Genomic DNA, 19,800 nt, shown 5'->3' on the forward strand with positions numbered 1-19,800 from the left:
CTTTCCTTAGTTGTTAGTTATTAAAAGACTCGTTAGACAAGATGTAGGTAATGCTTAGAGAATACTGGGAAGAGACTTGGCAGAAACTACAGGCTCCTACGGTGTCTCAAGACGTTTTGGAAAAGTTGATTCGCGCCTATTCTTCACCCCATCGCTTCTACCACAACCTCACCCATATCGAAGATTGCTTCACCATATTCGAGCAAGCTAAATCTTTGGCTACCCACCCAGAAGAGATCGAGTTAGCAATTTGGTTTCATGACGCTGTTTATGACCCAAGAGGAAGCGCGAACGAGCAAAAAAGTGCTGAGTGGGCACAGTTTGTTATTAACCAATCCGGTCTCGGCAACGCTATTGTTGAAAGAGTCTCTCGCTTGATCTTAGCTACCCGTCACAATGCCAAACTAAAAGACAGAGATGCACAAATATTAATCGATGTAGACCTCTCAATCCTAGGCAGAGAAGAGGATACTTTCTGGCGATATGAAGAGAACATTAGGAAGGAGTATGCTTGGGTTCCAGAAAGCCTCTTTAGGCAGAAGAGGGTAGAGATTTTACGCAGCTTCCTGAACCGGCAGCACATCTATCATCTTGATGAGTATAGAGAGAGGTTCGAGGCAAGAGCCCGCGCAAATTTAATGCAAGCAATAGCGAGGTTAGAGAACGTAACTAGAGCTGTATAACAATGGCATATACCACCATGAGTGTTAAATCTGGTCGTCAGATATTCGTGTAAGTCGCTAATATTGAGGGTTAGATGCAGAAGAAACACTTTTACTATGAAAATCCTGGAAACAAACCGGCTAATTCTTCGCAAACTATCTATCGAAGACGCAGATTTTATGTTTGAGCTTGTGAACGAGCCCTCTTGGTTGCACTCCATTGGAGACAAAGGTGTGAAAACCCTTGATGATGCTCGTGACTATATCTTGAAAGGCCCGATTCACAGCTATAAGCAGTTTGGCTTCGGGCTATACCTAACTGAGTTGAAGCAGAGCAGAATTCCGATTGGAATCTGTGGTCTGATTAAAAGGGAATCCTTGAAGGATGTAGATATCGGCTTTGCTTTTTTGCCAAGTTTTTGGGGTAATGGATATGCCTATGAGTCAGCCTCTGCTGTGATAGGACTCGCAAAAAATGCGCTGGTCCTAAATCGCATTGTGGGTGTAACTACATTGGACAATCACAGCTCAATCAAAGTTCTCGAAAAGCTAGGTTTAAGATTCGAACAAGTGATCAGGTTGTCTGAAAACAGTTCGGAAGTTAATTTGTTTGCACGCGACCTCTAACAGGCTGAGCCGTCCATATTCAGGATAAAGTTGTTAAGGCTATTGGTAGGACGAATTCTCTAGATCCTTGAAACCATAAAATCACAACTATGAAACCACTACTCAACAGTCTCCAGTTCACTCAAGACCTGCTCAGGTTTAATACGATGAATCCACCTGGGCAGGAAGACGAGTGCGTTCGTTTTATTGGCGGCTTGCTTGAGGATCTGGGGTTCAGCACAAATTATTATGCCTATGCTGAAGGGCGCACCTCACTAGTAGCAAAGTTAAGAGGTGACAAAAGCTATTTACCGCTCTGCTTAACAGGCCACATTGACACGGTTCCACTTGGCACATCCCAGTGGCAGAAAGAGCCCTTCAATGGCGAAACCGACGGTGATGTACTGTATGGGCGAGGGACATCCGATATGAAGTCAGGTGTTGCTGCGATGATCTTTGCTGCTAAGGAAATTGCAAGCGCATCTAGAGGTAATGCAAACTTGACGCTTATCTTTACAGCCGGTGAAGAAACTTGCTGTGCAGGCGCGTATCACCTCGCAGAGCAACCAGGTGCGTTGGGTGAAGCTGGGGCGATCGTGGTCGGTGAGCCAACGGCTAACTATCCGTTAATTGGGCACAAAGGTGCCGTTCGATTTGCCATTCGCACCTCAGGTGTTACAGCCCATGCTTCAACCCCAGAACTAGGTGACAACGCCATCTACAAGGCTGCGCGCGCTTCACTGCAATTGGAGCAGTTCAATTTTGGAATTGCGCCACACTCGTTTCTAGGAGAACCCACCCTCAATGTTGGGACGATTTCAGGCGGGCAAAACATTAATTCTGTACCCGATCAAGCCATCATTGGTGTCGATATTCGGACGATTCCTGGTCTAGATCATCAAGATATCCGAGAGCAGTTACAGCAACTACTAGGCAGAGAGGTAGAGGTCAACATTATCAACGAAGCGACCAGCGTTGTATCAGACGTGAAGCACGATTGGATACAGCAAGTCTTTTCAATCACGAGAAGCGTTACAGGCCAGGAAGCAAGGGCGGCAGGTGCGACTTTTTTCTCTGATGCCTCTGTTTTTACGCCTGCCTATAATTTTTCACCTACTATTATTTTGGGGCCCGGCGAACCCTCAATGGCACATAAGACAGATGAGTATTGCCACATTTCGAAATTGGAGCAATCTATCGAAATCTACGCCTTGATTGTAAGGCAGTGGTGTGGTGTGTAACGAAGCGCAAGATAGCAGCTAATTATTAATTATGGAAATCGTCACCAAGAGATTTCTTCTACGAGACTTTACTCAGGAAGACGCCCCCTCATTTTTCGCATACCATGCTGATCCCCGGTATGCCGAGTTCTGTGCGCCAGAAGAAGTAGAACTCAGCCATACCCGTGAGCTCCTTCACCTTTTCAGCGAGTGGGCAATCGAACGCCCCCGTCGCAATTATCAACTTGCCATTATTGATCGCCGGAACTCGCAGGAGTTAGTTGGCTGTGCTGGCCTACGCTGTGAGGGTTATGGTCCTGACCAAGCAGAACTGGGCATCGAGCTAGCACCACAGTTCTGGGGACGTTATGCCTACGCAATTGAGGTTGCCAGCGCTTTAGTCGAGTTCGGGTTTCGCGATTTGGGGTTAAATGAAATTCGAGGCATTTCTGTTAGTGCAAATTCGCGTGTAGCGCGTTTAGCACATCGCTATGGGTTTATCGCAATTGGTACCCGTCCTAGCCCCGACTGGATGTGCGCGCGAGGCTGGAGCCAGATCGAATGGCAGCTTACACGGGAGGCCTGGAAGTTACTGACTCAGACGCCGTAGAGAAGATGCTGGCCACCGCCTACTCCAGATATCCTAAAGCCGAGTCCCGCAACGAGAGCAACAGCATAATAGAGAGCGCACTAATTAAAATTACAACGAAGTACAAAATTTTACTTGACTGTGGACTATACCCCACAGTTTAAGCTGCCTAAAGGCGAGATGAAATTGTCTAGAAGGCAACAATGAGTAGAACGGTTCTAATTACAGGCGCTTCGAGTGGGATTGGCGAAGCAACAGCCCGGTATTTCCTTCAAAGAGGCTGGAACGTTGCCGCAACTATGCGATCACCGAAGAAAATAGTTGATTGGGCAGAAGGTCAACGAGTTATCTACCCATACCTTCATGTCACTAAGCCCGAGACGATTGAATCTGCGATCCATCAGACTTTGGAGCAGTTTGGCAAGATTGATGTGCTAGTAAACAATGCTGGCTATGCATTAATGGGTCCAATCGAAGGTGTAACCCCTGAGCAATTCGAGCAGCAGTTTCAAACTAATGTCTTCGGGCTAGTTTCTACCATCCAGCAGATCCTTCCAGTTCTACGTCGTCAGGGCGAAGGTACGATTATTAATGTCGCCTCCATTGGAGGCCGCCTTGCCTTCCCACTTATTTCTTCTTATCACGCAACAAAATGGGCAGTGGAAGGTTTATCTGAGGCTTTGCGCTATGAGCTACGCCGCTTCAATATTCGAATAAAGATTATTGAGCCTGGTGGTATCAGGACAAATTTCATCAATCGTGGAACAGTCTGGGCTCACCATCCTATTTATACAGATATGATTAATCAAGTAAAGCAATTCAGTGAAGGAGTCAATGATAGGCTACCAGGTCCTGAAGGGGTCGCCAAGGCAATTTACAAGGCTGCTAATGATCGTTCAGACAGGCTCCGTTATTCGCCTTATGGTGAAGCTTTTCTGCTCATGCATGCCATTCTTCCTGATGCACTCTGGCGGTTCTTAATCACGGCTGTGATGCTTGGGCAGAAGAAATAAACCCCCTCTAAATTGCGTACACAGTTATCGCCCTCAGCTTATGACATCAAACCCAGCACAACACATCATTAAGGGCTGGCTGTTCGAAGATATCTTGCTAGAGTTTTACCGCTATGCACCCTGCCCTGCCGAATGGTTACCGGAACACTGCCATGATGAATACCAGTTTTGCTTGAGCCTTGATTGTCCTGGCGAGTATTATTATCGAGGCACTCACTACTGGGTGCCCACTGGAAGTCTGAGTGTGATATATCCTGGCGAGATGCACACAGGGCGCGATATAGAAGACCGTCAGACTCCTGCTACGTTTCGCATGTTGTATATCAATCCTGATACGGTCAGAGCAGCAGCTTTAGAGATTGCCGGTAATGGAACCAATTTACCTTTTTTCTCTGATCCCATTATTCTAAATGCCGATCTCGCCCAGCATTTTTTAGATTTTCACAAAGCTTCACAAGGAGTTGCTTCGAGGCTTGAGCAGGATTCTCTGTTGTTAGCTCTGCTGGCACAACTCCTTATAAATCATACGGACATCTCACTTAAGCAAAGACTTGCCGGAAGAGAGCGTCAAGCAATCCGGCGAGTTCGTGAGTATTTGCAAGAACACTATGGAGAAGATGTCACTCTCAATCATCTAGCTCAAATTGCAGGCTTAAGCTCGTACTACCTGAGCCGAGTTTTCAAAGCGGAAGTTGGTATCTCGCTGAAACAGTATCAGACTCAAGTGCGGATTAACCACGCTAAAACTCTGCTTTCTCAAGGGATTGCAATCCAGCAAGTTGCTATAGACACAGGTTTTGTTGATCAGAGTCATTTTACCCATCAGTTCAAGCGTTTAGTTCAGACCACCCCAGGACAATATCGTCTACAAGATCGCAAAAATCTACAAGACAATCTAGATTGAGTCGGCTAGTCTTCTAAAGGGAAAGTCTGACGAAGCTCGGAACCCTTGAAAAGATGCCAAAACAGTTTGAAAATTCAGATGTCAATGCAGCTAATGGCGAGCGAAAATCTGCGGAGGGGCTGACTCGGAGGCAACTAGTGGTCGGTGGAGCCGCTGTTGCTGGGCTGACAACAGCAATAGCATCTGGAACAGCTCAGGCAAATACACAGAAACCACCTGGGCCTGCATCTACTATCAACCCGAATGGCAGATTTGCAGGCAAGGTTGTGCTGATTACAGGAGCCACATCAGGAATTGGTGAAGGAACTGCCTACGCATTTGCTAGAGAAGGTGCAAAGGTCTTCTTTTGCGGTCGGCGTGAGAATTTAGGCCGTCAAGTTGAAGCCCGAATTAAGGGATTTGGGGGCGAGTCAACTTACATGCAGGCTGATGTGAGACGCGAAGAAGATGTCAAAGCATTTGTAGATGGCTGTGTTCAGAAATATGGTCGTTTGGATATTGCATTTAATAATGCAGGTATTGTCAATCCAAACCTGGCCAAATTGCACGAACAATCAGCTGCAGATTTTCTTGATACATTGAACACGAACACAACCGGGGTATTTTACTCACTAAAACATGAAATCCCCCATATGCTCAGGCAGAGGGGAGGCTGTATTGTCAACACAGCCTCAGTCTCAGGGCACAGGGGTTTTACAGAAATTGGTCCCTATAGTGTTAGCAAACATGCTCTGCTTGGATTAACCAAAGTAGCATCTTTAGAATACGCCAAAGACAACATTCGGATTACGTCAATTTCACCCGGTGGCGTAGATACACCGATGTTGCGCCGGGTACGGGAACAGCGCGGTATGTCTTTTGAAGAAGGATCAAAAGCAATCCCTATTGGACGCACAAACACTGTTGAAGAAATGGCACGGGCTGTAATGTTTCTGGCGTCCGATGATGCTACTGCATTTCATGGCTCCCTAGTTGATGTCACTAGCGGAATACTGGATTAGTCCCTACAGATGTAACAGCACAGAACCATCCAAGCTTTTGGAAAACCATTTTTGAAATATTACGGGCAGTATGAAACTACACAGCGCTTTTACACGACGTGGAATTATCCTGTCTGGGATCTCACTTCTATCGCTCTTGAGTACGGTCTCGATGGGCCGTACTCAAGAGCGCGCAGCTCAACAGCCTGCTTTTGATGCGGATGCTGCGAAACAAGTTGTCAACAACGTGGCTTTACTTGCAGATCAGCGCAAATGGCAAGAACTCTCAAGGCTCTTCTCTACTAAAGTTGTCTTGGATTACGGATATCCTGAGCTTCTGACTTCCCAAGAGATCATCGGTCGGTGGCAGCCACTGCTCACCGCATTCGATAACACTCGCCATCAGATCTCGCAGACTCAAGTTAGAGAAAAAGATGGCCGAATCTTGGCCATCTCACGCTTTTCTGCCACTCACACCTTGAAGGGAGTTTCTGGTGGTGATCAGTGGACATTAGAAGGTCGCTACGAATATGAGTTTGAAAACCAGAATGGCACTCTCAAGATCATGCGAATGCGTATGATCCCAGGGAGATCTTCTGGCAATATTGAAGTTCTCAACGAAGCGAAAAGACGATCGGGCATCGCAGATCCAGTTCGTAACCACACTGTTGAACACGTAACCTTTAAAAGTGGTGGGGACACTCTAAAGGGTTGGCTCTATAAACCCAACAACCCAAAAACAAATGAAGTCATTATTGCCGCTGGATCTTGGACAACTGTTAAAGAGCAGATGCCAATGCTCTACGCAAGACGATTCGCTGAAGATGGGTTGACAACTCTGATCTTTGATTTCCGTGGCTACGGTGAAAGCGAAGGGCAACCTCGTCACTATGAATCGCCCCAACGGAAAACAGATGACTTCAAATCTGCCATCTCCTACATCTCACAGCGACCTGAACTGAGAAGTGCGAAAATCACGGTGGTAGGCGTTTGCGCCAGTGCGGGCTACGCTGCCAAAGCTGCAGCCGAAGACAGGAGGGTTCAGAGGCTTGCCTTAGTGGCCCCTTGGTTACACACACCTGAGATCGCTCGAAGCTCCTATGTTGCTCGTCCTGGCATTAGCCCTAATGGCTACGATGGACTGCTCAACGAAGGACAAGATGCCCGCAAAACCTATGAGCGCACGGGCGAGGTTAGGTTTATTGCAAGTGCGAGCACTGATGATGCACGTGCTGCAATGTACGTTCCCTCGCCTGGAATTTATGATTACTACTTCAACACCAGCCGAGGGTTACTTCCACAATGGGGCAATCGATTCGCCGTTCTATCTTGGCCTGAGTGGCTCACCTACAACTCACACACTTCAGCACCGCTCATTCGCATACCAACGGTCATTGTCCACTCCGAAAATGGCGCGATTCCTCAAGGTGCCAAGGGATTCATTAGTGCAATGACCAATAAGCCAGAAGTTCACTGGATTAGTGGCTCACAGCTTGATTTCTATGATAGCGAGGCCAAGATCCGCGAAGCGCTCTCATTAGTCACCGCTTTCATCAACTCCCAGCAGTGAAAAGGTGGGGAAGCATCAGCCAAAACAATTTGGGTGGATAGACTTGTTTTTGACAGGTCTATCCAATCAAAAAAGAGTTTCAAAGAAGAACTGGAGCTTAATGATTTAGGCAGTTACAGGCTGAGGATTGTTCTGTTGGTTCTGTTGCAACATCGCAGAGTTGATCTCAATGTTTCGGGACTGAGCAACACGCCAACCATAATCCATATCAGCCCGGAAGAAATGGCAGAGTTGCTGCATTTGGATGCTCGGCGGTGCTCCACCTAGCACCCCTGCAATCGTTTGCCGAAGGTTTGATCAAAGGATATTGCTGAGCTATCCCTGACCTGAGTTGCAAGTAGCACGCTTTTGAAAGCACTGCATAACTCAGGCAAGTTCTACCTATTCAATCAATAGGATATGGCGAGTTCCGCTAGACAGTAGCAGTTATGCTATCGGCATTTAGTGTAGGTACGAGTTCGAGTAACTCGGCATCATTATTCAGGCTAGGGCATCAGCGCCCGTTGTTTAAATTACCCAACTCGCAATCATGCCGTTCGCGCGCAATAATCCACAAGGGGAGACAAAATGGCACAATACAGAAACTGTTTACCGCAGCTATCGAGCGATCTGTTCCTCACCGATGGTGGCATTGAAACCACGCTTATTTTTCACGAAGGATTAGAGTTACCAGACTTCGCTGCTTTCGATTTGTTGAGGCATGAGGCAGGGCAGAAAGCACTTCAGAAGTACTTTCGGACCTACGCCATGCTTGCTAAAGACTATCAAATTGGTTTCATTCTTGAAAGTGCAACTTGGCGTGCTAATCCAGATTGGGCTGCCAAACTTGGCTATTCCAGCGAAGCATTAGCTGATATAAATCGCAAGGCAATCGAATTGCTTCATGCTATCCGAGAGGAATACGAGACTGAAAACACCCGCATGGTGATCAGTGGCTGCATTGGGCCTCGGGGCGATGGCTACGATCCTGCTGAGCTGATGATCGAGGCGGAAGCAGAACAGTATCACCTAAACCAGATTGCAACTTTTCGGGATGCCGATGCGGATATGGTGAGTGCGATCACCATGACCTATGTTGAGGAAGCGATTGGCATTGCCCGTGCAGCTCAGTCACTTGGCATGCCTGTAGCTATCTCCTTTACGGTTGAAACAGATGGCAAGCTGCCAACGGGTCAAACATTAAAGGATGCTATCGAACAAACTGACAGAGACACGAATAGTGCGCCCGCTTACTACATGATCAACTGTGCCCATCCAACTCACTTTTCGAGTGTGTTGGTTGAGGAGGAACCGTGGTTAGAACGAATTCGCGGCATTCGAGCGAATGCATCCACCAAGAGCCATGCTGAGCTGAATGAGGCAGAGCAATTGGATGACGGCAACCCAGAGGAACTCGGTAACCAGTACCGTGAGCTAAAAAGCAGCTTGAAGAATTTAAACGTGCTTGGGGGTTGTTGCGGCACAGATCATCGCCATGTCGAAGCGATCTGCAAAGCCTACCTGCCTCTGTTATGGACTCATGTCTCGCGAGGGGGACAACTACAGACTATCTACTAGACGTTATAGAGGTGCCATAGCAGAGCTACACCCGACCGCCGAGTAATCTTTTGAGACTTACTTTTGAGACTTATTAGCCTAAGCCTTGTTAGGTTATCTGCGGCGGGTGGTGGCATCGAGTGTTTAGAAGCTTTTAGAGCGGCCTCAAAAGGGCAATTCTATCCAATACAGCTCAGCTTGGGTCCGACAACCTTAAGGTGTCTAAAGCCGATTTCTTCACTCGGTATTCCTAAGCTTCGGCACGCCCATGCGCATAACTTTACTCAAAGACTTCTCAGCCTCTGCGGTTATCGCAGGTTTTGTCACTGTATTGGTTGGGTTTACCAGCTCAGCCGTCATTGTTTTTCAGGCAGCCCAGGCCCTCCAGGCCTCACCCGCTGAGATTGGCTCCTGGATGTGTGCGCTCGGCTTAGGCATGGGGCTAACCTCCATCACCTTATCCCTGCGTTACCGAGTTCCAGTTGTAACCGCTTGGTCCACACCAGGGGCAGCGATGCTAATTACCTCGGCGGCTGGAGTTCCGATGAGGGAAGCGATCGGAGCATTTCTAATCTCAGGAGTATTGATCACGCTTTGCGGTTTTACCGGCTGGTTTGAGCGCATCATTAACCGCATTCCAATATCTATTGCTTCGGGGATGCTGGCTGGCGTTCTGTTGCGATTCGGGCTGGATGTCTTTGTCGCCATGAAGACGCAGTTTGTGATGACGTTCGCTATGTTCTGCGTGTACTTGCTTGCACGCCGCACTGTGCCGCGCTACGCAGTTATTGCCGCGTTGCTAGTGGGTATAGCCATTGCTGGAGGACAAGGGCTACTGCATGTTGAGGCCGTACGCCTGCAACTGGCAGAGCCGGTTTTGACGCTGCCACAGTTTTCGGTTAGTGCCTTAGTTAGCATGGCCTTACCGCTGTTTGTGGTCACAATGGCCTCACAGAACGTGCCTGGAGTCGCCGTAATTCGTGCATCCGGCTACTCAGTCCCGATCTCGCCGCTGATCGGCTGGACTGGGGCTGCAACTCTCGTGTTGGCACCTTTTGGCGCTTTCGCCTTGAATCTTGCAGCGATTACAGCCGCTATTTGCATGGGTCGAGAAGCCCACGAAGATCCAGCTAAGCGTTATGTGGCAGCAGTTGCCGCTGGCGTCTTCCACATCTTGATTGGGCTATTTGGTGCCACAGTCGGGGCAGTATTCACGGCATTCCCCAAGGAACTGGTGCTTGCGATCGCCGGGCTGGCACTGTTAGGCACAATCGGCAATGGGCTAGCAGCCGCGTTGGCAAAAGAGGGAGAGCGCGAGCCTGCACTGATTACATTCCTGGTAACGGCATCTGGCACTACCTTATTCGGGATCGGCTCAGCGTTTTGGGGGTTGGTGGGTGGTGCGTTATCGCTTGCGGTATTGCAGGCAAGGCGCCGTTCTGGGTAGTTGCCTTATGCTGCTCTAGAATGAACACCAGAACAGGTTCAAAATGAGATCTTTTTGGCGTTGGTTCAGACTGTATAGCCTAGGGGCTTACTGGATTGTCCTATTGGGCTCAATGTACTTAAGTATCGTTAGTAACTCGCCTCCGTCACAAGAGATGAACCCACTATCGATCACAAATTTTGAGGGAGACCTGCACAGAACTATTGTTGCTTCCTTCGTTGAAATTGCTTTACTGCATTTGATCTTGCGCCCCTGGTCATTTGAGCGCCCTACCGGTAGAACTGCATTGGCGCTGGTGTTACTGCTCATGTGGACAGGATTACTGCTTTACGCAACTACAAATACAAAACTGGTGAGCCAAGTTTCTCTCATTCACCTGCTCTGGCTAGTTGTTCTTAATGCCGGTCTATTGAGTGCTGCTGTATGGGGTATTGGACGTTATTTACACCGCTCACGCCAACGTTCACGCTAGAACCACGAGTTCGCCCCTCAGGAAAATCGTATCAAATTCAATTTGAATTGCTTCTGCAATAAAATCTAAAACGAAGATCAGGAAAGGCATTATTTCTTGAATCCCTGTACCAATTCATATTCCTTATTCATCAACACGATGCTATTTGTGGAGTGATAGCACAGAAACAACAGTTGCTTACAGCTCTGTAGTAGGGTGATCACTCCAGGGGCACCACTGTATACTTCTCATGTAGCTTCTGCGAACTCAACCCGATGCACCAGCGCCAGTTTAAGGATGATCCCCTCAAGCCAATTAGCCTATTGGATGAGTTACCGGATCAGCCCTTGCTTTCGAGCAAGTCAAAAAGCTGGAAAGGCATTGCGGTTGAATACTATCATCATCCTGCCAATAGTCTGGTTTCTCCTCCGCTTGCACACCATCTCATCACCTTGAACTGTGGAACACCGTATCGCTTAGTGCAGCAGTTGGACGGACAGGTTTATGAAGCCGAAGTTACCAGGGGAGACATGATCTTGACTCCTGCTAATCGCCCCACTGAATGGGCCTGGCACAATGAGGTTAATGTTTTACATTTGTGTCTTGAGCCAGCCTTAGTTGCCAAGGTAGCCCTAGAAGCAGTTGAGGTTGATTCGGTCCGCGTTGAAATTCTCAATCATTTTGCAGCGGCTGATCCTCAAATCCGACAAATCGGCCAATTGCTTCTTGCAGAATTAGAATCTAAAAAAGTGGGCAGTCGTCTTTATGCTGAGTCATTAGTCAATGCTCTAGTCGTTCACTTAATCAGAGAGTACAGCACCATTGAAAGATCAGTTCAGCAGTACACAGGGGGCTTATCTGAGTCGAAATTAAAACAAGTCATTGCTTACATACAGGAACATCTAAATCAGGATTTGAGTTTGGAGGAAATTGCGGCTGAAGTCAATTTGAGCGCATATCATTTCGCACGCTTATTCAAGCGATCAACCGGTTCAGCACCGCATCAGTATCAGATTCATTGTCGGGTTGAGCGTGCCAAGGAATTATTGCAGCAGGGCGAGATGGCCATCACCGATATTGCTACTCAGGTCGGTTTTTACGATCAAAGTCACCTTAGCCGCCACTTCAAGCGAATTGTGGGGGTTTCTCCTAAAGCGATGCAGCAGAGTAGCAAGAATGTCCTATGGATTAGCAAGAGTGTCCAAGACTGCACTGCCTGAGTCCTTCTAGAGTTGGAACAGATAACGAGAAGCGTCTAGCGCTTACTCCAACTGGATTTCAAAAGGAGTGGTTGGTATGAACGCCGATAATGATAGAGGCTCTTCCCCAGCCAAAATCTTTTCGACTCGCCGCAAACTGATTGTGGGTGGGGCAACTGCTCTTGGCACTGTGGCAGCAGAAAGCATACTTTCTGCTGCCACAGTGCCGCACAACAGCCGTCCACAAATCCGCAAGTGCTAGCTAAGGGAGACGGGGTTGCGGGCAAAGTTGACCTCATCAGTAGTGCAGCACGCGGCATTGGGCGAGTGCCGACTCTGAGACTGGCAGGCGAGGGCGCTGATATGGTGGCTAAGGCCACGGGCAATTATGAAATCTAGGCGACGCAAGTTTATTTACGGTGTTGCGACTGTCTTGATGGTTTCGATCCTTTTAGGAATTGCATCGCTCAACACTAGCTCACAAGTTGCGAGCGCTCAAAGCCAAAACGGCATAATTCAGAGTCAGATGACTACACCAATTCGTGTTTGCTCTGCTGAAACCCTGAATCGAACTGCTACCCCAAACATGAACGCTAATGAGCGTTTGGCGCTACCCAGTGAGTTTCATCGCAAACTTCAGCCAATGATTGGAACATTTCGCGTCAGGCAAACTGCACGGTTTACAGCCAACGCAATGCCTGTTGAATTCACCGGAATTACGGCACGCCGCTATTGGTTGGAGGATTGCACAACTCTCTTTGAAATCATGGAAGGTGCGGCTAATGAGCAACCATTCACACGGCTTGCTCTCTACACTTACCAACCTCTCGATCAGGAATACCAACTGGCATCAATGGATACCCGCACTCCTGGTCTAATGAGCCTTCGCAACGTTGGGATTGAGGGCAACAATATTAGCTTTGGCATGACCTATACCTTCCCAGGTCTTACTTCAGACATTGATGGACGTTCTACCAAGTTGCGCCATGTTCTTCAGATTCAGAGCAACCGGCGACAGGTATTAAGTCAATATTTCCAATATCCGGCAGAAAACGAGTTTTTAGCAATTGAATATACTTACGAACGCATTCAATAGCGGCTCTATTCGGTGAAGAAGCTTGAAATGGCAAATCGATTACACATATGCGAAGATTTTTGAGAATTGCTTTGAGTACCTTTGCAGTTCTGGTTCTTGTGAACTTTTTGGCAATGCAGCCAAAGCAAACAGAAGTGCAAGCGCAGCCTACAACTTCAGATCTCACAGTGAATCAATCAACCGTTATGCCACTGGGCTCTCCAAGACCTCATCATGTGGCACTATCTGTTCCCAACTTTGAAGAAACACTCCAATGGTATCAAGACAAACTCGGCTTCAAAGTCACTCTTAGACGTGATTTGACCCAGCTATCAACGCAGCAAGCATTTTTAGAACTGAATGGATTTCGCCTTGAGATCTTCGCACGGCAAAACTCGGCCCGGGCACAGCCACCACCTGCAACAGTTCCCGATGATTTATTGGTACAGGGATACAAGCATATTGCTCTCGCAGTGGATGATTTGGATGCAGTTCCAGCAGAGCTCAAAAGGCGAGGTGTGAGATTCTTATGGGAGCCAACGGTAGATGAAGCGCTTCAGCTCAAGCTTTGCTTCATCAAAGACAACAATGGCAATTTGATCGAACTCGTCCAGGAACTTAATTAAAAGTCGAGAGGAGTGTTTATGAAACCTTTTACACAGAACCATCCGTTTTTTAAGAGTGTCGCTGCCTCGGCTATTCTGTCTAGCTCACTCCTCGTCTTATTTCAAGCCACCCAATCCGCCAAGGCGCGAACTTTTGAGAATTCAGCAAGCCCTCCTCACTCAACGATTAGTCAACATGCTGAAGCTGCTGCAAAAAACGGTCTAGATTCGCTGCAAATCTTCAACGTTGCGATTTCTGTCTCGGATATTGACGCATCTGTAAAGTGGTATGAGGATAATCTAGGTTTCCAGCTTCAGAACAGACGCCGTGTTTCTACAGGAATTGAGATTGCCTTAATTGAAAACAATGGATTCTTTATTGATCTAATTCATATTGCTGGCAGCGAAAACTTAGAGGGCAGCCCGAAAGAACCACCAGATCACCTTAAGGTACAAGGATTGAGAAATTTGGTCTTCTGGGTCGATGACCTGAAATCCGCAGATGCTCAGCTTAAGTCAAAAGGAGTTGAACTTATTTGGGAGAGTAGATACATTCCTGAAGTTGGAACTTCTGTCACTAATTTCCGCGATAACAATGGCAACTTGATTGCAATCTGGGAGAGAAACTGAACATTCTCTCGGCAAGGTTGATCATTGTTGATCACATTTTTTGCGCAAATTCTACTTCTTCTTAAACTCTATGCAACCTTCAATTCGCAGAACGCTAACTGTTGTCATCCCTGCCGTTCTCCTGGTGAGCGCGACTGGACTCACTGCTGCACAAAACTCAACCCGACAAGAACCTGTGCGCCAGGTTACTCAAGCTACAGTCAGGTTACCTGAAAGACCTGTAACGAATGAAGTTGAGCTTGAAGTCGTTGCGACTCTGCCGATTCGTCCCTCGGCTGTTGTTAGAACACAGGATGGCAGAATCATTTGGACAGAGCATTTCGGTGCGCCGAACCCAAATAAAGTTCACGAATTGCTACCGGATGGCACTCTCCGCGACTATCCTGCTGGAGCAAAATATGAATCTCATTCCCTACGGCTAGACAGCAAAGGGGTTCTTTGGATGCTAGATATGGGTGGGAACGGTAGATTGCCAAAGTTAGTGGGATGGAATACAAACACCGAAACACTAGTGAAAGAAATCTCCATTTCTCCACCAGCTTATGAGCCAAATTCTGCACTTCAAGACTTTGTGATTGACGAGAAAAACAATCAGGCCATTATTGCAGACACAGGTGGCGGCTTTGAGCCTCAACGGTTTAATCCTGCATTGGTGGTGGTTGACTTAAATAGTGGGCAGGCACGTCGCATCCTACAGGGACACCGCACTGTGCAGGCCGAGCCGCTCAACACTATCATTGAAGGGAAACCCTTGATGCTGACTATCGATAAGCAAGGCACACAAATCCCTTCCCGTTGGGGTGTGAATGGCATTGCCCTTGATCCGGTTCAGGAGTGGCTTTACTACGCTCCCATGACAAGTACGAGCGTCTACCGTATTGCAACTCAGGATTTAGCAAATGCAAACCTCAGCGCAAGTGAACTGGGTAGCCGAGTGCAAAGGTATGGTGACCGGAACATTGGTGATGGTTTAATGGTCGATACCGCCGGCAATGTCTACAACACAGATTTACAATACAACGCGATTGGTGTTACCAACGATCAAGGCAACTATCGATTGATTCGTCGTGATGACAAACTATTGAACTTCAGCGAAGGCTTTGAACCTGCTGTAGATGGCTATGTTTATGTAGCAACGAACCAAGCGCACAGAAGTGTCTTCTTTCAGCCTGTGGATAGCGGTGTTCCGCCTTATTACCTGCTCCGTTTTCGACCACTTGCACCGGCCCGCTAAACGCTCCCGGTAGGATTGGCACCGTGCCTTTGTACTAATTTTGGGTTGATTAAACTGGCGAATTTTATGCGTGATTAGTTGCAATTGCGGCCTTGTAAGTGATGGCTTTGTAAGTGAATTTCCAGTTGGAGAACTAGCCGTGCTCAGAAAATTGTGGCCAGCCATCACTCTATCAGTTTTAATGATAGGTTTTTTGGCAATGTATAGCGCTGCTCAACAGACTCCTCGGCAGCCAGCTCAAAATGCTGCACCGTTAGCGCAGCGTCAGCTCCCACTGCAAATTCACCACATGACCGTGTCGGTTGCAGATGTCAATACTGCATCGAAATGGTATTCAGAGAAGCTGGGTTTTAATGAAACCCAGCGGGTCGTCTTAGATAACGGCAATGTCCAAATCGCTTGGATGGAAATACCAGGGTTCCGCATCGATCTGGCTCAAGTCAAGAGGTCAATCAGACCAGAGGAGCAAAATGTACTTCCTCCTCAACACATGCTCTCGCAGGGCTGGCGACATTTAGCATTTGCAGTTGATGACGTCGATCAAGCCTATGAAATATTGAGGGCACGTGGTGTTGAATTTGTTAGTCCACCAGCAACCTACAATCCACCTGGTATTCGCATTGTCTATTTTAGGGATATAGATGGCAATATCTTAGAGTTATATAAAGATATCCAATGACCAATCATGGTCAATAGTAATAACTTACGACCGAATTTTGTATTAAGATGCTTGTCGGTCAACCACTACGTATAGTTGAATAAACTGTGAAATCTTCTCGGCTTAGATAAGCGCCGTGAGATTAATTCCTGTTAATGAAGAAGTTTTACAAGTCATTGAAGAGGGAGGCGAGCACTTTAGCATTTATTTTCAAGCTGAGTTAGCAGAAAACTCAGACCTTGTGAGGGAAGTTGTACAGCAGACCCTAGCAATGACGACAGCCAGGACTCCAAACCTGCCTTGGCTGGGTTATCTTGCTATAGATGATAAAACTAAGGTTGTAGTTGGTACTTGTGCTTTTAAAGCTGCGCCAACTCCTGATGGCGTGGTCGAAATTGCTTATTTCACCTTTCCCCAGTTCGAGGGCCAGGGTTACGCAACAGCAATGGCAGAAAAGCTGATCGCGATTGGCGTAGAGTCAGCCGAAGTCCGTCACATAATTGCCCATACCTTACCCGAACGCAATGCATCAGCCAGGATTCTGGCAAAAGTTCGGTATGCAGCTGGTAGGCGAAGTCGAGGATCCTGAAGATGGAAGGGTTTGGCAGTGGCAAGTAGAGAATGCTGTTTAACCTTGTGAGTCAACATACAATCAATAAGACTACAACCGCATTGTTTGGGATTGCGACTAAAGACTGGAACTGGTCAAGATGCAAGATACTACCAAAATTATTGACTTTCATGCTCATATCTACTTTGACCCTGCAAGCCGGGACGCAGCGGCCCGTATCCGCGAAGGATTAAGCACTAGGTTTGAAGTACAACTAGGGCGTTGGCATGACCGGCCCATCGGCCCTCATCCCAAAGCGATGTATCAAGTTGCATTTTCTCCAGAGCAATTCGGCAAGCTTGTTCCCTGGTTAATGCTCAATCGTGAGGGGCTAGATATTTTGGTTCACCCTGAAACAGGGGACGATGTGGGAGACCATACCGACCGCTCTTTGTGGTTAGGAGAGAAGCTAGAGCTTAATGTCGAGTTTCTTCGGTAAGCTTGAGCAGCTTATGGCTAGAATTTGGCAGATAGAACAACAACGGTAGAGATGCTCGTTTGATTGGAGCCACATTAGCCGAAGACCACGAGTTCTACAAATACAAAGATAATCTCACCGGGCTTATCCGCCAATTTGTGGAGCAACATCAGCACGAGTTTACAGCGCAGACTACTTAATCCCCTAGTCTACTGGCTTAGCTATCCGGGTTGAATCGCAAGATGCAGGGGCAGTAAGTGACCCATCTTTATCTTTAGTAGGAATAGGGACAGGGTTAACGCATTCCTAACCTTGAGCCAAAGGTATGAGGAGAGAAAGCATTACCAAAACATAAGTCTTGAGGAGGACACTAAAGCTGTGTTCGACAGCGTACATTGAAGTTGTTCAATTTGTCTATGGATTGGTTGCTCGCAACGCTGTGTAGTCTGAGCTTAGAACCTTAAGTCCATTCGGTTTTAACAACTTAGGAGTTAGATATGAGCGCTGAAGATAGAGCTAAAGCGACTGGCAAGAACTTGGAAGGTAAGGTCCAGGAAGCCTGGGGTAAAGTAACAGGCGACCCAGAGGACCAACTGGAAGGTCAGGCAAAGCAGGGACAAGCCCAGGCTATGCATGCCAAAGAAAACATCAAAGAAAAAGCGAAAGAAATAGTCGACGAAGCTCTGTAACTAAGAGCATCACTAAGGGCATAAATAAGGGCTCCTTGTAGAGAGCAACCCCTTAGGCTGAGCCGGGTTAAGAGAATAACCCGACCTTAATAAAAGCAAAAGCCTATCCTAGAATTGTTCCAGGATGGGTCTTTGCTAATTTAAATCGAACCTGCTCCAGACTTAAGGTTTTGCCACAGAATTACAGGAGAGGCGTGGACAATACTTGAAGTTCTATCACTAGATAGGAACTTATTAAGGCTTACTAGGCTAGCCCTATCTCTCAAAATCTCACCCTCAGTCTCTAACCTGGGCCATCATTGCAGCATCATCCCAATAGGAGGAAACCTGTTGAATCTTGCCGGTTTCGTGGATCTCAAACACGCTAATGCCCTCAGCAGTGCCTCGTTTCCCATTCTTTGCCCAGCCCTGCATAGTCCATTTGACGGCTGCTCCATTTTCTACAATGAAGACCTGATCCTGGGATATCTGTAGTTTTTCAAAAAACATCGAGAGCAGTCCAAAAAACTTTCGAGCAGTTTCATGGACTTTATTAGGTGGCTTACCGACTGGATCGTAGATTAAGGCATCCTCTGTGAAACTCTCAATCCAAGCATCTGGGTTCATGGCTTGGAAGTTAGCGAAGTAGGCAGTGACTAAAGCTTGGATGGTTTCTGGTGACATTGAGTTATTCTGCATGACGAAAGTGTAACAACCTGGGTCTAGAGCACTAACTCCACCTCTATCAATGTAATGTATCGAAGGTTCACAGCTAGATGTTACTCGCTGTTATCTCGTAGCAATAGCGATAGAATGCAATTCGAATGACTGTTATGAGAATTTATGGAGCCCAAGGTATTCCAAGCGACCAGAGCCTTTCTGAGAACCCTCATTATAGGAATCAGTATCGCAGGTAGCAGTGCAATTGCCCAAACGATTCCCCTGCCAGCAAATCTGATCGCCTTCAACTCAGAGCAGGGCGAGGAACTTCTATTGGAGAGTGAGGCTAAGGATGACTTCTGGAATCTCAGTATGCAGTTTGTCACCCAAATCAACCAAGCTTACTGTGGGGTTGCCAGCATGGTGATGGTGCTGAATAGTTTAGGCATCCCAGCGCCCGCATCAGCTCAATATGCTCCGTATCGCGTATTCACCCAAGAGAATTTTTTTGAAAACCAAGCGGCTCAGCAAGTGCTCAGTCCTAATGTCGTTGCACGCCAAGGCATAACTTTGGATGAACTGGGGCGATTGCTTGGCAGCTATTCGGTCCAGGCTCAGGTTTACCATAGTAGTGATACCAATCTGGCAGAGTTTCGCAGGCTGGTCGTAGCGAATCTAAGCCAGCCTGGAAATTTCGTTCTGGTGAACTATCTGCGCGGCAAAATTGGGCAGGAACGAGGTGGACATATCTCACCACTGGCAGCCTATGACCAGGAGAGCGATCGTTTTCTGATTCTAGATGTGGCCCGTTATAAGTACCCGCCCGTTTGGGTAAAAGCAGAAGATTTATGGGAAGCGATGGCAACAACGGATGCAACAGCCGGTAAAACCCGTGGGTTCGTTTTGGTTAGCCGTAATCCTTGAAAATGCCATCAAGACAATAACTAATACCCTCCATTAATTGGCTCAGTTTCATCTAGAATTCATGGCCATAGCCATCAACAAGAGCTGGTAGCTTTCTAGCATGTTCCCAGATCCAAAGCCCCGAGGAACACCCCTCATAGC

At 47.4% G+C, this 19,800-nt stretch carries 25 protein-coding genes; 23 read left to right on the forward strand and 2 right to left on the reverse strand.

Annotation, left to right across the window (positions count from 1 at the left end; genetic code table 11):
* The first annotated feature begins 101 nt into the window (after positions 1-101).
* The 8 genes from H6F94_RS29435 to H6F94_RS29470 all read left to right on the forward strand — a co-directional run bounded on the left by H6F94_RS29435 (position 102) and on the right by H6F94_RS29470 (position 7,544).
* Complete coding sequence (locus H6F94_RS29435) at positions 102-683, forward strand: HD domain-containing protein (RefSeq protein WP_199320699.1); 582 nt, start codon at positions 102-104, stop codon at positions 681-683.
* Positions 684-779: 96 nt separating this feature from the next.
* Positions 780-1,289, forward strand: coding sequence for a GNAT family N-acetyltransferase (locus tag H6F94_RS29440; protein WP_190805799.1), 510 nt, complete (start codon positions 780-782; stop codon positions 1,287-1,289).
* Positions 1,290-1,378: 89 nt separating this feature from the next.
* A complete protein-coding gene (locus H6F94_RS29445) occupies positions 1,379-2,509 on the forward strand; it encodes a M20 family metallopeptidase (protein ID WP_190805800.1) in 1,131 nt (376 codons plus the stop codon).
* Positions 2,510-2,540: 31 nt separating this feature from the next.
* Positions 2,541-3,098 carry a GNAT family N-acetyltransferase gene (locus tag H6F94_RS29450; protein ID WP_190805801.1) on the forward strand — a complete coding sequence of 186 codons (558 nt, stop codon included), beginning with the start codon at positions 2,541-2,543 and terminating at the stop codon, positions 3,096-3,098.
* A 182-nt stretch (positions 3,099-3,280) separates the two neighbouring features.
* A complete protein-coding gene (locus tag H6F94_RS29455; RefSeq protein WP_190805802.1) occupies positions 3,281-4,090 on the forward strand; it encodes an SDR family oxidoreductase in 810 nt (269 codons plus the stop codon).
* Positions 4,091-4,130: 40 nt separating this feature from the next.
* Positions 4,131-4,994 carry an AraC family transcriptional regulator gene (locus H6F94_RS29460; protein ID WP_190805803.1) on the forward strand — a complete coding sequence of 288 codons (864 nt, stop codon included), beginning with the start codon at positions 4,131-4,133 and terminating at the stop codon, positions 4,992-4,994.
* Positions 4,995-5,047: 53 nt separating this feature from the next.
* Complete coding sequence (locus H6F94_RS29465; RefSeq protein ID WP_190805804.1) at positions 5,048-5,995, forward strand: SDR family NAD(P)-dependent oxidoreductase; 948 nt, start codon at positions 5,048-5,050, stop codon at positions 5,993-5,995.
* A 70-nt stretch (positions 5,996-6,065) separates the two neighbouring features.
* The gene (locus H6F94_RS29470; protein ID WP_190805805.1) at positions 6,066-7,544 is read left to right on the forward strand and encodes an alpha/beta fold hydrolase; all 1,479 of its coding nucleotides are present in this window, start codon (positions 6,066-6,068) and stop codon (positions 7,542-7,544) included.
* A 105-nt stretch (positions 7,545-7,649) separates the two neighbouring features.
* Here the strand turns inward: H6F94_RS29470 and H6F94_RS29475 are convergent, their stop codons facing one another.
* Complete coding sequence (locus H6F94_RS29475) at positions 7,650-7,784, reverse strand: hypothetical protein (RefSeq protein ID WP_242041461.1); 135 nt, start codon at positions 7,782-7,784, stop codon at positions 7,650-7,652.
* Positions 7,785-8,111: 327 nt separating this feature from the next.
* On the opposite strand from H6F94_RS29475, the gene H6F94_RS29480 reads away from it, so the two are divergent.
* The 14 genes from H6F94_RS29480 to H6F94_RS29545 all read left to right on the forward strand — a co-directional run bounded on the left by H6F94_RS29480 (position 8,112) and on the right by H6F94_RS29545 (position 18,096).
* Positions 8,112-9,101: a homocysteine S-methyltransferase family protein gene (locus H6F94_RS29480; RefSeq protein WP_190805806.1), complete on the forward strand. Its 990-nt coding sequence runs from the start codon at positions 8,112-8,114 to the stop codon at positions 9,099-9,101.
* A 247-nt stretch (positions 9,102-9,348) separates the two neighbouring features.
* On the forward strand, positions 9,349-10,527 hold the full coding sequence (locus H6F94_RS29485; RefSeq protein WP_190805807.1) for a benzoate/H(+) symporter BenE family transporter: 1,179 nt from the start codon (positions 9,349-9,351) through the stop codon (positions 10,525-10,527).
* A 43-nt stretch (positions 10,528-10,570) separates the two neighbouring features.
* Positions 10,571-10,999, forward strand: a complete 429-nt coding sequence (locus H6F94_RS29490) for a hypothetical protein (protein WP_190805808.1) — start codon at positions 10,571-10,573, stop codon at positions 10,997-10,999.
* Positions 11,000-11,253: 254 nt separating this feature from the next.
* Positions 11,254-12,198 (forward strand): AraC family transcriptional regulator, encoded by a 945-nt coding sequence (locus H6F94_RS29495; RefSeq protein ID WP_190805809.1) that lies wholly within the window; start codon positions 11,254-11,256, stop codon positions 12,196-12,198.
* A gap of 76 nt (positions 12,199-12,274) precedes the next feature.
* Positions 12,275-12,439: a hypothetical protein gene (locus tag H6F94_RS29500; protein ID WP_190805810.1), complete on the forward strand. Its 165-nt coding sequence runs from the start codon at positions 12,275-12,277 to the stop codon at positions 12,437-12,439.
* Positions 12,433-12,576 (forward strand): hypothetical protein, encoded by a 144-nt coding sequence (locus tag H6F94_RS29505; protein ID WP_190805811.1) that lies wholly within the window; start codon positions 12,433-12,435, stop codon positions 12,574-12,576. The genes H6F94_RS29500 and H6F94_RS29505 overlap by 7 nt, the downstream gene beginning before the upstream one ends.
* Before the next feature lie 127 nt (positions 12,577-12,703).
* Positions 12,704-13,273 (forward strand): DUF1579 family protein, encoded by a 570-nt coding sequence (locus H6F94_RS29510; RefSeq protein WP_190805812.1) that lies wholly within the window; start codon positions 12,704-12,706, stop codon positions 13,271-13,273.
* A gap of 113 nt (positions 13,274-13,386) precedes the next feature.
* Complete coding sequence (locus H6F94_RS29515) at positions 13,387-13,878, forward strand: VOC family protein (RefSeq protein WP_190805813.1); 492 nt, start codon at positions 13,387-13,389, stop codon at positions 13,876-13,878.
* A gap of 18 nt (positions 13,879-13,896) precedes the next feature.
* Complete coding sequence (locus H6F94_RS29520; RefSeq protein WP_190805814.1) at positions 13,897-14,487, forward strand: VOC family protein; 591 nt, start codon at positions 13,897-13,899, stop codon at positions 14,485-14,487.
* A gap of 70 nt (positions 14,488-14,557) precedes the next feature.
* Complete coding sequence (locus H6F94_RS29525; RefSeq protein WP_190805815.1) at positions 14,558-15,721, forward strand: L-dopachrome tautomerase-related protein; 1,164 nt, start codon at positions 14,558-14,560, stop codon at positions 15,719-15,721.
* Between the two features lie 139 nt (positions 15,722-15,860).
* Entirely contained in the window at positions 15,861-16,400 is a 540-nt protein-coding gene (locus tag H6F94_RS29530) for a VOC family protein (protein WP_190805816.1), read from the forward strand.
* Positions 16,401-16,515: 115 nt separating this feature from the next.
* Positions 16,516-16,968 (forward strand): GNAT family N-acetyltransferase, encoded by a 453-nt coding sequence (locus H6F94_RS29535; RefSeq protein ID WP_190805817.1) that lies wholly within the window; start codon positions 16,516-16,518, stop codon positions 16,966-16,968.
* 121 nt (positions 16,969-17,089) lie between these two features.
* The gene (locus H6F94_RS29540; RefSeq protein ID WP_190805818.1) at positions 17,090-17,428 is read left to right on the forward strand and encodes a DOPA 4,5-dioxygenase family protein; all 339 of its coding nucleotides are present in this window, start codon (positions 17,090-17,092) and stop codon (positions 17,426-17,428) included.
* Between the two features lie 476 nt (positions 17,429-17,904).
* Positions 17,905-18,096, forward strand: a complete 192-nt coding sequence (locus tag H6F94_RS29545; protein ID WP_190805819.1) for a CsbD family protein — start codon at positions 17,905-17,907, stop codon at positions 18,094-18,096.
* Positions 18,097-18,372: 276 nt separating this feature from the next.
* Here H6F94_RS29545 and H6F94_RS29550 read toward each other — a convergent pair whose 3' ends face one another.
* On the reverse strand, positions 18,373-18,759 hold the full coding sequence (locus H6F94_RS29550; RefSeq protein WP_190805820.1) for a nuclear transport factor 2 family protein: 387 nt from the start codon (positions 18,757-18,759) through the stop codon (positions 18,373-18,375).
* 159 nt (positions 18,760-18,918) lie between these two features.
* Here H6F94_RS29550 and H6F94_RS29555 point away from each other — a divergent pair, with 159 nt between their 5' ends.
* The gene (locus tag H6F94_RS29555; protein ID WP_190805821.1) at positions 18,919-19,659 is read left to right on the forward strand and encodes a phytochelatin synthase family protein; all 741 of its coding nucleotides are present in this window, start codon (positions 18,919-18,921) and stop codon (positions 19,657-19,659) included.
* Positions 19,660-19,800: the final 141 nt, after the last annotated feature.

This window comes from Leptolyngbya sp. FACHB-261, from assembly GCF_014696065.1.
Lineage (GTDB): Bacteria > Cyanobacteriota > Cyanobacteriia > FACHB-261 > FACHB-261 > FACHB-261.